The following is a 13,015-nucleotide window of genomic DNA, read 5'->3' as shown; positions in this document are numbered from 1 at the left end:
TTGATCGAAGAAAGCGATTTATTTTTGATCAACTTCATCGGATACTTCGATGTAAAGTTCTTCGATCCGGAGCGCGCGCATGCACATACGCCAATTGGAAACCTTCATCAGGATCGTCGACGCCGGCAGCTTTGCCGGCGCGGCGCAGGCCATGCATGCCACCCAGTCGACGATATCCGCGCGCATGCGGGAACTGGAAGCTTCCCTGGGCGTGCCCTTGTTCGACCGCAGCGGCCATCGCGCGGTGCTGACGCCGCGAGGCCGGGCCTTGCTGGCCCGCGCGCGCCGGATGGTCGAGCTTGCCGCCGACATTGCGCGCGACATCGGCGATGCGGGCAGCGCGGCGGGCATCGTTCGCATCGGCGTGGCGGGGCTGGTGGCGATGACCTGGCTGCCGCGCTTGCTGGCCGCGCTGCGCCAGCGTTTTCCGGCCGTCACCGTGCAGTTGGAGATCGCCTTGACCACGCCGCTGGTCGAACGTCTGGCCAGCGGCGAACTGGACCTGGCCATCGCGACCGGACCGGTGCAGGGCGCGCGCCTGGAATGCCTGGCCCTGGGCTACGACGAATTCGTCTGGATGGGGCCGCCGGGGCTGGCGCTGCCTCGCCATGCTTTGACGCCGGCCGAGCTGGCGGGCCTGCCGGTGCTGGGCCTGTCGGAGGCATCGCACCACTATCCCGTGATCGAACAATGGTTCAGCGCCGGCCAGGCTTCCTATCAGCCGGTGGTGTCGTGCAGCAATGTCCGGGTGCTGGCGGACCTGACCATGGCGGGACTGGGTGTCAGCCTGCTGCCCTTGCGCTCGTGCCGCGAGGACCTGGAAGCGGGACGGCTGCGCCTGATCGAAACCCGGCCGGCGCTGCCCCCCGTGCAATTCGTCGCCGTCCACAAGCGCGACGTACTGGACCCGCTGGTCGGCGCCATCGCCGAACTGGCGCGCGAAACCAGCGAATTCCCGTTCACTTCTTCGCGATCTCCTTCCCGCCGGCGGCCTGCACGACCGCCGTCCACTTCTTGAGCTCCGCCTGCAGCATCTGCGTCGTCTGTTCCGGGGTGGTGGTGACGGCTTCCGCGCCTTGCTGGCGGAACTTCTGCTGGACCTCCGGCATGGCGCCGACCTGCTTCATGGCGGCTGCCAGCTTATCCACGATGGGCTTGGGCGTGCGCGCCGGTGCCAGCACCGCGTAGGCATTGGTGACGTCGTAGCCGCGCACGCCTGCCTCCTGCAGCGTGGGCAGGTCGGGCATGCTGGGCGAGCGCTGGGCGCTGGTGACGGCCAGCACATGGATGCGTCCGGTGTTGATATTGCCCTGCAGCGCGGGCAGCGTCTCGAAGACGATATCCACCTGGCCGCCCAGCAGGGCGGCGACTGACGGGCCGCTGCCCTTGTACGGGACATGCAGCAGGTTGGTATGCGTGTCCGCCTTGAACAACTCGACCGCCATCTGCTGCGGCGTGCCGGGGCCGGCGGAGCCGAAGGTCAGTTTCCCCGGCTTTTCCTTGGCCAGCGCGATCAGTTCGGCCACCGATTTCACCGGCACCTTGCTGTTGACGGCGACCACCATGGGTACGGTGGATGCCATGGACACGCCGACGAAGGCCTTGCCCAGGTTATATGGGCTTTCGCCCAGCGCCGCGTGGATGGAGTGGCTGCCCAGGGCGCCCAACAGCAGCGTATAGCCGTCCGGGTCGGACTTGGCGACGTGGTCCGCGCCGATCTCGCCGCCGGCGCCGGCGCGGTTCTCCACCACCACGGTCTGCCCCAGCTTGTCGGTCAGGTATTGCGCATAGATGCGGCCGGCCGCGTCGCTGGCGCCGCCGGGGGGGAAGGGCACCACCAGCTTGATGGGCCGGGATGGATAGTTGTCGGTCTGCGCGCTTGCGGGCGCGGCGGCCGAACATAGGGCAAGCGCGATCGCGCCCGCGGCGGTACGCCATTGTCGATGCATGATGAGTCTCCTTCAGTACCCCTTGGGGGCTTGTGTATGCGCCGCGTTTCTTTGACGCGGCATGGCAACTGCTTTTCAGGTTCTGTGTCGGCGTGCTCCCTGTTACCCGGCCGCCTCCGCTCGCACGCGCGCGGCCAGCACGGCGCGGTCCACCTTGCCGACCGCGTTTTCCGGCAGCGCATCCACCGCGATGAAGCGGTCCGGCACATAGATGCGTCCCAGCACGCGCAGCATTTCACCGCGCAGCGATGCTTCGTCGATGGTGCCGTTCCTGGCTACCACGAAGGCCACCGGCACTTCGCCCAGGTCGGCGTGCGGCCCGCCCACCACCGCGCAGGCGGCCACGGCGGGCAGGGCGGCCAGGGCCCGCTCGATCATCGATGGGGAAATGTTCTCGCCGCCGCGGATAATCACGTCCTTGATGCGGCCGGTGATGCTCAGATAGCCTTCCGCGTCGAAGCGCCCCAGGTCACCCGTACGCAACACGCCGTCGCGGAGGCCGGGCTCGGCGGTGCCGATATAGCCGGTCATCAGGTTCTCGCCGGCGATGCAGATCTCGCCTTCCGCGCCCTGCGTGGCCATGCTGCCGTCCGGGCGGCGCAGGAAAACCCGCTGGCCCGGCAGGACGGTGCCTACGGTGCCGATGCGCCGCGCGTGGGGCGGGTTCATCGTCGATGTGCAGGTGGCCTCGGATAAGCCATAGGAAACCACCAGCGGGCAGCCCAGGAAATCCTCGATGCGCCGGTGCAGGGCTTCGGTGATAGGGGCCGAGCCGCAGCGCGCAAAACGCAGCCGCGCCAGATCGGCGGCGTCGAAGCGGAGCTCCAGCATGCGCGCATACATGGTGGGCACGCCGGTGATAATGGTCGGGCGATGGCGCGCCATCAGTCCCGGCATGTCTTCCGCGCGGAAGCGGCCCCCCAGCACGACCGCCGCGCCGGCGTAGAACGGCGCCAATACCTGGTTGTTGATGGCATTGGTGTGATGCAAGGGCATGACGTGCAGCAGGCGGTCGTCCGGCCGCAAGCCGGTGTGCATCGCGACGCCGCGCGCGTTGCTCAGCAGGCCGCGCTGGTTCAGCAGGACGCCCTTGGGCTGCCCGGTGCTGCCGGATGTAAACAGCAGCAGCGCCGGATCGCCGGGCGCGACGCCGGTGTCCCAGCCCGGCGCGGCGTCCGCGTCGCGGCGGTCCCAGGCCAACTGCTGGGCGGCGGGCAGGCCGCACGCCGCGGCCAGTACCTCATGTGCGGCGTCGTGCAGCATCCAGGCCAACCCCACGGCGGCGACGCGCCCGCGGGTTTCTTCGGCCGAGATGCGCGGCTCCAGCGGGCAGGGACAGGCGCCGGCCGCCAGCGTCCCCAGCAGCGCGAGTATCTGCGCCGGCGAACGGGCCATTGCGAGGCCGACGAAATCGCCGCGCCGCACGCCGCGCTCGCGCAACCAGCCGGCGATGCCCGCCACCTGTTCGGACAGTTCGCCATAGGACAGCGTTTCGTCTTCATGGACCAGGGCAGGCGACTGGCGCCTGGCCGGATCGGCCCAACGCTGGCGCAAGGCCGCGACCAGGTTGCTTTCCGGGATGTCGCTCTGCACGGCGGCTCTTTGCTGTCGGATCACGGCCTTCCCCATCAGCGCAGCCGCACGGCCGCATCGCGTTCGAACTGCCCGTCGCGATCCAGCGCGCGCAGCGCGCGTGCTTCTCCTTCGGTGGGCGGTTGCGTCGGCGACGCGTCCGTGGCGTCGAACTCGAATCCGGTGCGCGCGCGGACCTCTTCCAGGCTCGCTTCCGGGTGCCACGATTGCAAGGCCAGGCGCCCGTCGCGTTTGACGAATACCGCGATGGGCGTGACCACGCCGTGAAAGCCGCCCCACGATGTCTTGAAATCCAGCTTGGGCACGAAGGTGCGTGTCGAATGTTCCGTGCGCCAGGTGCAGGCGCGCCGGGCCGTGGGCAACATCACGGCGCCGCCGCCGCCGCCGGGCAGGCGGACCTTGGGGCGGTGCCAGTCGCCGATGCTGGAATTGTTGGCGCAACCTTCGCCGTCGATCTGGGCCGCGCCCAGGAAAGTCAGATCCATCCGCCCGCGCGTGCACAGGTCGTAGAAATCCTCGTTGGCGAAGATGGACGCGGAATGTTCGGCCAGCACCGGGTCCGAGCTGGACAGCGGCACGTGCGAGGGGCGCGGATCCACCCCGCCGGCCACGTTGATATAGACGTAGTCCCATTCGTAGGCGTGTTTGGCGAGCAGGCAGGCCAGCATGGGGAAGGTGGAATTGACGCCGCTGAATGTGATTTCGTCGGGCCGGATGAAGCGGGCCAGGTTGATCACGATGTACGAGAACGGAGACCAGGCTTCACGCATGGAGGCTCTCCTGGATTTCCGGGGCCTCGGCCATGTGGGCGTCCAGGCTGCGCGTGGTGTCCATGTATCGCTCCACGGCGGGATAGTCGATGGCGTAGTCGGGCCAGCAGGATCCCGGCCACGCGCCGTTCGGCACCACGGCCAGCGCCTGCACCATGAAGTAGGGGACCACGGTTGCCTCCGGTTCGCGTTCGAAGACGGCGCTGTCGACCATGCGCTCGGCCACCACCAGCACGCTGCCCGCGGCCCGGCTCATGATGCGGTCCCAGTGATAGGTGCCGCGTACCCGTACATTGCCCCTGGCATCGACCTCGCTGGCGTGGATGACGGCGAAGTCGGGCCGCACGGCCGGTATGACCCAGGTCTTCTGGCCGCTGCCATAGGGATCGTCCAGGCAGGCCCAGTTGTTCAGGCCAGGCAGGTCGCTGCCATGCAGGCCGCCGCAGGGCATGAAAGGCACGCCGTAGGCGGCGGCGCGCAGGCCGGCGGTCAGGCTGGCGCAGGCGTGTTCTTCCAGCTCCACCTTGCCTTGTTCGATGGCCTTGCGATAGCCGGGCGCCAGGCCGAAGTTGCCTTCCATGGCCACAATGCCGGCGCGCACGCGCCGCAGGGTGCCGGCGCGGCAAAGGATATCGACGTCGTAGCCGGGCGATTGCTTGATCAGCTCCAGGTCGCGCCGGCCTTGCCGGATCAACTCGCGCACAAGGGCAAACGGGCCCCGGTGCAGGAAGCTGCCGCCCAGCGCGACCGAGGCGCCGTCGGGAATCAGCGCGGCCAGTTCGGACAGGGTGCGCTGCTTGTCAGGTTGATTGAAGCCGGATCCCATGATGGGGTGTCTCCTCGCGGTGTATTCGTGTTGACAGGCTGGCGGGCGCATGGCGCCTTATTCCTGTGTATTCGTGTCTTCGGATCTCGCGTCCCGTGTATTCCCCCGCGGTGGCTAGCGCGGCGCGCCCAGGTAGGCGGCGATGCGCTGTTTCAACCCCGGTGCGGCGGCCGATCGCACCAGTCGCGACAGGTCCTCGTCCGCGCCACGGTCGGCCAGCGTGTCGTAGAGGGCTGCCCGGCTGGTCGGCGCCAGTTCCGCCGCGCGCGCCAGGGCCTGGGCGCGCAACCCGGGCCATTCGTCGCGCGGCGCCATGGCCTGCAGAAAACCGATCTCGCGGGCATGCGCGGCATCGAAGGTGGCGGCGGTTTCCAGCAGCGCGCGCGCTGCCTGGGCGCCCACCAGGGCAGCGAAGTGGCGGGTGCCGAGCACCAGTCCGAACTTCAGGCCCGGCATGCGGAACGTGGCATCCTTGTCGGCATAGCGCAGGCGGCAGGCGGCGAAAAGATCCACGCCGGCGCCGAAGTTGCGGCCGTGCGCCAGGGCCATCGTCAGGCAGGGCGAGGTTCGCAGCAATTGCAATAGCGTCTCGATGCGCACGAAGCGCAGCAGCAGATCGCCTTCGGACTGCGCATCCACATCGGAAAAATCGAAGCCGGCGCTGAAATTCCTGCCTTCGCCTTCCAGCGTGATGAGTCCGACGTCCTGCCGATGCGCCTGTTCGACGGCGTCGATCAGGGCCTCGACCATTTCCGCCGATAGGGCGTTCATTTTCTCCGGCCGGTTCAAGCGGATATGAAACGCGGCATCGTCGCGTTCGATGCGTACCAGGCCGCTCATTTCGCAGTCTCCGTGGCCAGGGGGGCGCCGCGCAGGGCCGTCAGGATTTCGTCGTTGTGCTCGCCCAGCCCGGGCGGCCGTTGGCGGATCGCGGCGGTGCGGCCGTCGAAGCGCACCGGCATGCCGAAGGTGCGCGTCTTGACGCCATTGGGCAGCTCGACGGGCTGGACCCAGCCCATATGCGTCACCTGCTCATCGTCCAGTACCTGAGAATAGGAATTGATGGGCGCGCAAGGCACACCGGCCTGGCGGAATCGCGCCAGCCAGTGTTCCGCGTCCTGCTGCAGGAAGATTTCTTCCAGCATCTCGCGCAGCGTCTGCTGGTTGCTCGCGCGCAGGCTGGTATCGGCGAAGCGCGGATCGGCGTACCAGTCGTCGCGGCCGACGACCGCGCAAACGCTCTTCCAAAGTGCGTTGTTGCCCGCCGCCATGCCGAAGTATCCGTCACGGCAGCGGAAGGCCTGGTAGGGGGCGTTGCGCGGATGCGCCGATCCCAGTTTGACCGGGTCGCGGCCGCTACCGAAGAATTCGGAGGTCTGCAGCGCGGCGATGCCCAGCGTCGCGCCCAGCATCGAAACATCGATGTGCGCACCCTGGCCGCCCGCCTGCACCTGCCGCAGCGCGCTGGCGATGCTGAATGCGGCATACAGCCCGGCGGAAAAATCGGCCACGGGTACGCCGCATTTGACGGGGGCGCCGCCTTGTTCGCCCGTCACGCTCATGATGCCGCTCATGGCCTGGATGGTCAGGTCGAAGCCGCCTTCCTGCGCGCGCGGGCCGGACTGACCGTAGGCCGAGATCGAGCAGTACAGCAGGCGGGGGTTGCGTTCGCTCAGCGCCGCATAGCCCAGGCCCAGGCGATCCATGACGCCGGGCCGGTTGTTTTCCAGAAGCACGTCGGCTTGGGCGATCAGGCCGCGGGCCAGTTCGACGTCGGCGGGATCCTTCAGATTCAGCGTGACGGAACGTTTGTTGCGGTTCAGGGAAGCGAAGTTCTCGCTATAGCCCTGCGAAATCGGCGGCCAGCTGCGCAGCGTATCGCCACCCTCCGGGTGTTCGATCTTGATGACATCCGCGCCCATATCGGCCAGCAGCATGCCGCAGAAGGGGCCCGCGGCGACGTTGCAGATTTCGATGACGGTGATTCCGGCCAGCGGCGCGACCATGGAGTCTGGCATTTCCATATTTCCTAAATGTTGGGACTATGCTTACGAAATTTGGTATTTCGAGGCAGATTAGCACTCCATTCGGCGCCGCGTCTACTGGCGCCACTACCAGGCGCCAAAGCCGGTCTATCATCGTCGGACCACAATCGTGCCGCGCATGTAGCTGGCGTCGCCCATGATCATGGATCTCAGCAACGGCAAGGTGCCTGCGAAATAGCGGTGCCGTGGGGGCGGGGACGGGCTGGGGGCGATGGTGTAATATTCAGTGTACTAACAACTTTCCGGCCCGTTCACACTCCTTATTCCATGGCAGACGCGATTACCCCGACCAAGGCAAAAAAAAGGCGGAGCGCTCCGGCGGCATCGGCGCCGGACGATACGGTGTTCGCGCCGGCCAAGCAGGTACTCTGGGCACGGCCCGGCTATCTGGTGCGGCGGCTGAACCAGATCCACTATGCGATGTTCTTCGAGGAATGCCGCACGCAGAACATCACGCCGGTGCAATATGGCGTGCTGACCGCGCTTTCGCTCAGTCCCTGGATGGACCAGACCGCGATCGGCATGGAGCTGGGCCTGGACCGCACGACCACGGCGGATGTCATCAAGCGCCTGCAGGAGCGGGGGCTGGTGCAGCGCCGGGTCAATCCCAACGACAAGCGATCGCGGCAGGCCGTCATCACGGAAGAGGGCCTGCGCATCATGGGCCTGCTGCAAGCCGGCATGGCGCGCGCGCAGCAGCGCCTGCTGGAGCCGCTTTCGCCCCGTAATCGCCAGGTGTTCATGAAGCTGTTGTCCACCCTGGTCGAAGCCAATAACCAGTACGGTCGCGCGCAGCTGCGCGCCTTCTGACGCAGGGGCGGTCCGCCCATCCCTGAATGCCAGGAAATACGCGCGCGGCCTTGCGCAAGGGCAGGGCATTCGCGGATTTTTTGCGCGGCATCCTCGTATCAAGGATTTCCCTAATTTGTCAGTACGCTGACTATAAAGTCAGTATACTGACGTCTCGTTCCGGGCGGCCTCGTGGCCGTCCGGGGCTGCGCCCGGCTTGCCCAGGCTCGCGGCATAGGGGCGAGGGCCGGACTCATACTCAGTATGCTGATAAATAAGGCCGGGATATCCCGGCGCGGCAATGGACCCAAGAGGAGCACAGGCATGGCCAGGGTGCGCAAGATCGCCTTCGAAGAGCACTACACAGCGGTAGGCTTCAAGGACTATACGAAAAGCTTCTCGCAGCATATCGACCCGAAGGTCTTCGCCGACCTCGCCGCCAGACTGGAGGACTTCGACGAGGTGCGGTTGCGCGAGATGGACGACGCGGGGATCGACTACGTCATCCTTTCGCAGACCGGCCCGGGTGTACAGGCGGAGCCGGATGCCGCGGTGGCGCTCGAGCGCGCGCGGCGGAACAACGATTTTCTGGCGCAGCAGGTGGCCCGCCATCCGGATCGCTACGGCGGCTTCGCCGTGCTGCCCATGCACGATCCCGTTACCGCCGCGCGCGAACTGGAGCGCTGCGTCGGGCAATACGGGTTCAAAGGATCCCTGGTCAACGGCCACACCAATGGGCGCTATTACGACGATCCCGCCTACGACGCTTTCTGGGAGTGCATGCAGGCGCTGGATGTGCCGATGTATCTGCATCCGGTGGATCCCTACATCGTGCCGCATGCCTACCAGGGCCATCCCGAGCTGGTGGGGGCGTCGTGGGGGTGGGGCGTGGAGACCGCTACGCACGCGCTGCGCCTGCTGTTCGGCGGGGTGTTCGACCGTTTCCCCGGGATCAAGCTGATACTCGGCCACATGGGCGAAGGCCTGCCGTTCCAGCGCTGGCGCTTCGACAGCCGCTTCGCCGTGTATTCCCACGGCATCACGCTGCGGCGTCCGCCATCTGAATACATCGGCAGCAATATCGTGATCACCACGTCGGGTGTATGTTCGCCGCATGCCTTGCTGGGCGCCGTCGCGGAAATGGGCGAGGACGCGGTCATGTTCTCGGTGGATTATCCCTATGAGTCAACGCGCATCGCCGCGCGCTTCATCGAGGAAACGCCCATGGACGAACGCGTCCGCGCAAAGATCTGCCACGGCAATGCACGCCGCCTGTTCAAGCTTTGATCGCCACAGCGCCTCGCAGGAGCCACCCATGCAACGCACCTACCGCATCGGCCAGATCGTGCCGAGCTCCAACACCACGATGGAAACCGAAATACCCGCGATGCTGCTGGCCCGCCAGCAGATCCGGCCGGAACGCTTTACCTTTCACTCCAGCCGCATGCGCATGAAGAAGGTGGTGAAGGAGGAACTGGCCGCGATGGACGCCGAGTCCGACCGCTGCGCCGTGGAACTGAGCGACGCCCGCGTGGACGTGCTGGGTTATGCCTGCCTGGTGGCCATCATGGCGATGGGACCGGGTTATCACCGCCAGTCCGAAAGCCGCCTGAAGGCGCACACGGCGGCCAACGGCGCCGACGCGCCGGTCATCACCAGCGCCGGGGCATTGATCGACGCGCTGGGAGTGATCGGCGCGCGCCGCATCGCGGTGGTCGCGCCCTACATGAAGCCGCTGACGCAGCTGGTCATCGACTACATCGCCAACGAAGGCTACGAGGTGGTGGACCATCGCGCGCTGGAGATCCCGGACAACCTGGAAGTAGGCCGGCACGATCCCTCGCGTTTGCCCGGCATCGTCACGGGTATGGACCTGTCGCGCGCCGACGCCATCGTGCTGTCGGCCTGCGTGCAGATGCCCTCGCTGCCGGTGGTCGCGCAGGTCGAGGCCATGACCGGCAAGCCGGTGATCACCGCGGCCATCGCGACCACCTACGCGATGCTGAAGGCATTGGATATGGAAAGAGTGGTCCCCGGCGCCGGCGCGCTGCTTTCGGGAATGTATTGATAAGCCCACCCCCGAAGCGCTACCGCGCTTCCCCCTCAAGGGGGCGACGCCAGAGGACCGGCGGAGCCGGATCCTCGGCGTCCTGGATTGGGGTGCAGTTGCTGTTTGCGTGGGGCTGTGATGTAGGGGCCAACTTCGAAGCGGTGCGTGCTTTCGGTTCCAGGGTGCGTGGTGGCGGAGAGGTAGCGCGGTAGTGGCGGTAGTGGTGGCGTCTGGGTTGGGGGCGGGGTTTTTGACGCGTGGTGCGTCGCGCCATGGAGAATGGAATGTCTACGAGCGTATCGACGAGCTTTTGCTATGGCGGCAATGTGCATGCCAATGGCATACGGCAGCACTATTTGCGCTATGCGCCGGGTGGCGCGGCGCAAGACGGGGCCGGCCCGGGTCCGGACGGGCGGGGCGGGGCATTGGATGCCGTCATTATCGTGCCGGGGATTACCAGTCCGGCGGTGACCTGGGGCTTTGTCGGCGAGCGCTTCGGTCGGGTGTTCGATACCTATGTGCTGGACGTGCGCGGCCGCGGATTGTCGCAGGCGGGGGCGCAGCTGGACTATGGGCTGGATGCGCAGGCCGATGACGTGGTGGCCTTCGCGGAGGCGCTGGGCTTGACGCGGTATAGCCTGGTGGGGCATTCGATGGGGGGGCGTATCGCCATTCGCGCGGCCAGCCGGCGGCCCGAGGGCCTGGCGCGCGTGGTGGCCGTGGATCCGCCGGTGTCCGGCCCCGGGCGGCGTGCATATCCGGCGCAGCTGCCGTGGTACGTGGATTCGATCGCCCAGGCCAGCCGCGGCATGGACGCCGGGCAGATGCGCGCCTTCTGCCCGACCTGGACGCAGGAACAGCTGCGCCTGCGCGCGGAATGGCTGCATACCTGCGATGAACGGGCGATCCGCCAGAGCTTCGAGGAATTCCATACGCAGGACGTCCACGCCAACCTGTCCGCGATGGACGTGCCGCTGCTGCTGGTGACGGCCGCGCGCGGCGATGTCGTCAGGGACGAGGACGTCGCCGAGATCCAGGCCATGAAGCCGGGAACGGCGCACGTTCGCGTCGCCGATGCCGGGCACATGATCCCGTGGGACAACGAAGAAGGCTTCTACGCCGCCTTCGACGACTTCCTGGGGACCCGCCTGCCCGGCGAGGAAACCAGATAGTGAATGGGTGCGCACGCGCGCGGCACGGCCGGCCGGTTATCGCGCCATGGCCGGTGCCGCCATCGATATGGCAAGGAGCCGACAATGCCAGTAAGCGACTATGAACTGATCCGCGCCTGGAAACAGGTGCTGACGCTATCGAAGCTGCAGCCCGGCCAGGCGGTAACGATCCTGACCGGCGCGGCCACGCACGCGCAAACACTGTCCACCGCGCTGATCGCGTGCCAGGACATGGGCGCGGTGGTCAACCGGCTGGACCTGCCGCCGGTCAACGGCGCGAAAGCCCTGAGCCGCGATGCGCTGGCGTACCTGGGCACGACACCGCTGACGGGCAACAAGGCCGCCATGGCGGCGCTGAAGGCCAGCGACCTGGTGCTGGACCTGATGACGCTGCTGTTCTCGCCGGAACAGCACGAGATCCTGCAAGGCGGCACGAAGATCCTGCTGGCGGTCGAACCGCCGGAGGTGCTGGCCCGGCTGGTGCCCACCGAAGCGGACCGCGCGCGCGTGCAGGCGGCCGCGCGCCGGGTAGTTGCCGCCAGGCAGATGACGGTGACGTCCGCGGCGGGAACTTCGCTGGCCTGCCCGCTGGGCGAATTCCCCGCCATCAGCGAATACGGCTTCGTGGACGAGCCGGGCCGCTGGGACCACTGGCCCAGCGGCTTCGTGCTGACCTTCCCCAACGAGGGTGGCGCCAACGGTACCATCGTCATCGACCGTGGCGACATCGTGCTGCCGCAGAAGTCGTATGCCAGCGAACCCATCGTGCTTACCGTCGAAAACGGCTATGCCACGCGCATCGAAGGCGGCGTGGACGCCGAATTGCTGCGCACCTATATGGAAAGCTTCGACGACCCGGAAGCCTACGCGATCTCGCATATCGGCTGGGGACTGCAGCCGCGCGCGCACTGGAGCACGCTCTCGCTGTACGACCGCGAGGCCACGCTGGGCATGGACGCGCGCGCCTACGAAGGCAATTTCCTGTTCTCGCTGGGACCGAACAACGAGGCCGGCGGCTCGCGCACTACCGCCTGCCATATCGATATCCCGCTGCGTCGCTGCACGGTGGCGCTGGACGGCAGGGAAGTGGTGCGGGATGGCAAGGTGGTGAACGAGGACGCCTAGACATGGAAAGCAAGGAACAAACCTACAGGCGCCAGGGCTTCGGCGCCACGATGGCGCCGCGGCCGCCCTATGGCCTGCTGATCGTCGACCTGGTCAACGGCTTTGCCGATCCCGCCGTATTCGGCGGCGGCAATATTCCGCAGGCCATTGCCAATACCGTGCCCTTGCTGGACCATGCGCGCCGCCAGGGCTGGCCCATCGCCCATACCCGCATCGTCTTCGCCGACGACGGCGCCGACTCGAATATCTTCAGCATTAAGGTTCCCGGCATGCTGACGCTGAAAGAGCAGGATCCGCGCAGCGCCATCGTGTCCGAACTGGCGCCGAGCGCCGGCGAACTGATCGTGCGGAAGACCGTGCCCTCGGCGTTCTTCGGCACCGGACTTGCCGCCTGGCTGGCCCAGCGAGGTGTGCAGACCCTGCTGGTGGCGGGTGCCGTCACCAGCGGCTGCGTGCGCGCCAGTGTGGTGGACGCCATGCAGTCCGGCTTTCGGCCGCTGGTGGTGGCGGACTGCGTCGGCGATCGGGCGCTCGGTCCGCATGAGGCCAATCTGTTCGACATGGAACAGAAGTACGCCACCGTGATGACCCGCGCCGACGCGCTGGCCGCGATCGGATCCCCTGCGCCCAACCTTTGAGGCACGCCTGCTGAAGCGGAAAGCGGCCATACGGCATGGCCACTTCCGCGCCGCGTCG

13 protein-coding genes are annotated in these 13,015 nt (G+C 67.0%); 7 read left to right on the top strand and 6 right to left on the bottom strand.

Annotation, left to right across the window (positions count from 1 at the left end; genetic code table 11):
- The first annotated feature begins 79 nt into the window (after positions 1 to 79).
- The gene (locus ACO1P8_RS18320) at positions 80 to 1,018 is read left to right on the top strand and encodes a LysR family transcriptional regulator (protein WP_486297317.1); all 939 of its coding nucleotides are present in this window, start codon (positions 80 to 82) and stop codon (positions 1,016 to 1,018) included.
- Here the strand turns inward: ACO1P8_RS18320 and ACO1P8_RS18315 are convergent.
- The 6 genes from ACO1P8_RS18315 to ACO1P8_RS18290 form a co-directional block, all read right to left on the bottom strand.
- A complete protein-coding gene (locus ACO1P8_RS18315; protein ID WP_486297316.1) occupies positions 960 to 1,949 on the bottom strand; it encodes a Bug family tripartite tricarboxylate transporter substrate binding protein in 990 nt (329 codons plus the stop codon). The genes ACO1P8_RS18320 and ACO1P8_RS18315 overlap by 59 nt on opposite strands.
- A 102-nt stretch (positions 1,950 to 2,051) precedes the next feature.
- On the bottom strand, positions 2,052 to 3,566 hold the full coding sequence (locus ACO1P8_RS18310) for a class I adenylate-forming enzyme family protein (protein ID WP_486297315.1): 1,515 nt from the start codon (positions 3,564 to 3,566) through the stop codon (positions 2,052 to 2,054).
- Positions 3,567 to 3,577: 11 nt separating this feature from the next.
- Positions 3,578 to 4,312 (bottom strand): CoA-transferase subunit beta, encoded by a 735-nt coding sequence (locus tag ACO1P8_RS18305; protein ID WP_486297314.1) that lies wholly within the window; start codon positions 4,310 to 4,312, stop codon positions 3,578 to 3,580.
- Entirely contained in the window at positions 4,305 to 5,138 is an 834-nt protein-coding gene (locus tag ACO1P8_RS18300; RefSeq protein ID WP_486297313.1) for a CoA transferase subunit A, read from the bottom strand. The genes ACO1P8_RS18305 and ACO1P8_RS18300 overlap by 8 nt, the downstream gene beginning before the upstream one ends.
- Positions 5,139 to 5,252: 114 nt before the next feature.
- Positions 5,253 to 5,978: an enoyl-CoA hydratase/isomerase family protein gene (locus ACO1P8_RS18295; RefSeq protein ID WP_486297312.1), complete on the bottom strand. Its 726-nt coding sequence runs from the start codon at positions 5,976 to 5,978 to the stop codon at positions 5,253 to 5,255.
- Positions 5,975 to 7,156, bottom strand: a complete 1,182-nt coding sequence (locus ACO1P8_RS18290) for a CaiB/BaiF CoA transferase family protein (protein ID WP_486297311.1) — start codon at positions 7,154 to 7,156, stop codon at positions 5,975 to 5,977. Before ACO1P8_RS18290 ends, ACO1P8_RS18295 begins: the two co-directional genes overlap by 4 nt.
- Positions 7,157 to 7,525: 369 nt before the next feature.
- Here ACO1P8_RS18290 and ACO1P8_RS18285 point away from each other — a divergent pair, with 369 nt between their 5' ends.
- The 6 genes from ACO1P8_RS18285 (at position 7,526) to ACO1P8_RS18260 (ending at position 12,957) form a co-directional block, all read left to right on the top strand.
- Positions 7,526 to 7,993 (top strand): MarR family winged helix-turn-helix transcriptional regulator, encoded by a 468-nt coding sequence (locus tag ACO1P8_RS18285; protein ID WP_094841879.1) that lies wholly within the window; start codon positions 7,526 to 7,528, stop codon positions 7,991 to 7,993.
- Between the two features lie 303 nt (positions 7,994 to 8,296).
- Positions 8,297 to 9,259, top strand: a complete 963-nt coding sequence (locus ACO1P8_RS18280; protein ID WP_486297310.1) for an amidohydrolase family protein — start codon at positions 8,297 to 8,299, stop codon at positions 9,257 to 9,259.
- 28 nt (positions 9,260 to 9,287) lie between these two features.
- A complete protein-coding gene (locus ACO1P8_RS18275; RefSeq protein WP_486297309.1) occupies positions 9,288 to 10,040 on the top strand; it encodes a maleate cis-trans isomerase family protein in 753 nt (250 codons plus the stop codon).
- A 266-nt stretch (positions 10,041 to 10,306) separates the two neighbouring features.
- Positions 10,307 to 11,194 carry an alpha/beta fold hydrolase gene (locus tag ACO1P8_RS18270; RefSeq protein WP_486297308.1) on the top strand — a complete coding sequence of 296 codons (888 nt, stop codon included), beginning with the start codon at positions 10,307 to 10,309 and terminating at the stop codon, positions 11,192 to 11,194.
- Positions 11,195 to 11,278: 84 nt separating this feature from the next.
- Entirely contained in the window at positions 11,279 to 12,319 is a 1,041-nt protein-coding gene (locus tag ACO1P8_RS18265; RefSeq protein WP_486297307.1) for a 2,5-dihydroxypyridine 5,6-dioxygenase NicX family protein, read from the top strand.
- Between the two features lie 2 nt (positions 12,320 to 12,321).
- Positions 12,322 to 12,957, top strand: a complete 636-nt coding sequence (locus ACO1P8_RS18260; protein WP_486297306.1) for an N-carbamoylsarcosine amidohydrolase — start codon at positions 12,322 to 12,324, stop codon at positions 12,955 to 12,957.
- Positions 12,958 to 13,015: the final 58 nt, after the last annotated feature.

This window comes from Bordetella sp. (genome assembly GCF_057362025.1).
The sequence above is the reverse complement of the archived record's forward strand: the minus strand, read 5'-3'. Positions and strand labels throughout refer to the sequence as shown.

Excerpts from the sequence above, each read along its gene's own strand:
- ACO1P8_RS18320 (WP_486297317.1), top strand. The coding sequence starts at position 80 with ATGCACATACGCCAATTGGAAACCTTCATCAGGATCGTCGACGCCGGC.
- ACO1P8_RS18315 (WP_486297316.1), bottom strand. The coding sequence starts at position 1,949 with ATGCATCGACAATGGCGTACCGCCGCGGGCGCGATCGCGCTTGCCCTA.
- ACO1P8_RS18305 (WP_486297314.1), bottom strand. The coding sequence starts at position 4,312 with ATGCGTGAAGCCTGGTCTCCGTTCTCGTACATCGTGATCAACCTGGCC.
- ACO1P8_RS18300 (WP_486297313.1), bottom strand. The coding sequence starts at position 5,138 with ATGGGATCCGGCTTCAATCAACCTGACAAGCAGCGCACCCTGTCCGAA.
- ACO1P8_RS18295 (WP_486297312.1), bottom strand. The coding sequence starts at position 5,978 with ATGAGCGGCCTGGTACGCATCGAACGCGACGATGCCGCGTTTCATATC.
- ACO1P8_RS18290 (WP_486297311.1), bottom strand. The coding sequence starts at position 7,156 with ATGCCAGACTCCATGGTCGCGCCGCTGGCCGGAATCACCGTCATCGAA.
- ACO1P8_RS18280 (WP_486297310.1), top strand. The coding sequence starts at position 8,297 with ATGGCCAGGGTGCGCAAGATCGCCTTCGAAGAGCACTACACAGCGGTA.
- ACO1P8_RS18275 (WP_486297309.1), top strand. The coding sequence starts at position 9,288 with ATGCAACGCACCTACCGCATCGGCCAGATCGTGCCGAGCTCCAACACC.
- ACO1P8_RS18270 (WP_486297308.1), top strand. The coding sequence starts at position 10,307 with ATGTCTACGAGCGTATCGACGAGCTTTTGCTATGGCGGCAATGTGCAT.
- ACO1P8_RS18265 (WP_486297307.1), top strand. The coding sequence starts at position 11,279 with ATGCCAGTAAGCGACTATGAACTGATCCGCGCCTGGAAACAGGTGCTG.
- ACO1P8_RS18260 (WP_486297306.1), top strand. The coding sequence starts at position 12,322 with ATGGAAAGCAAGGAACAAACCTACAGGCGCCAGGGCTTCGGCGCCACG.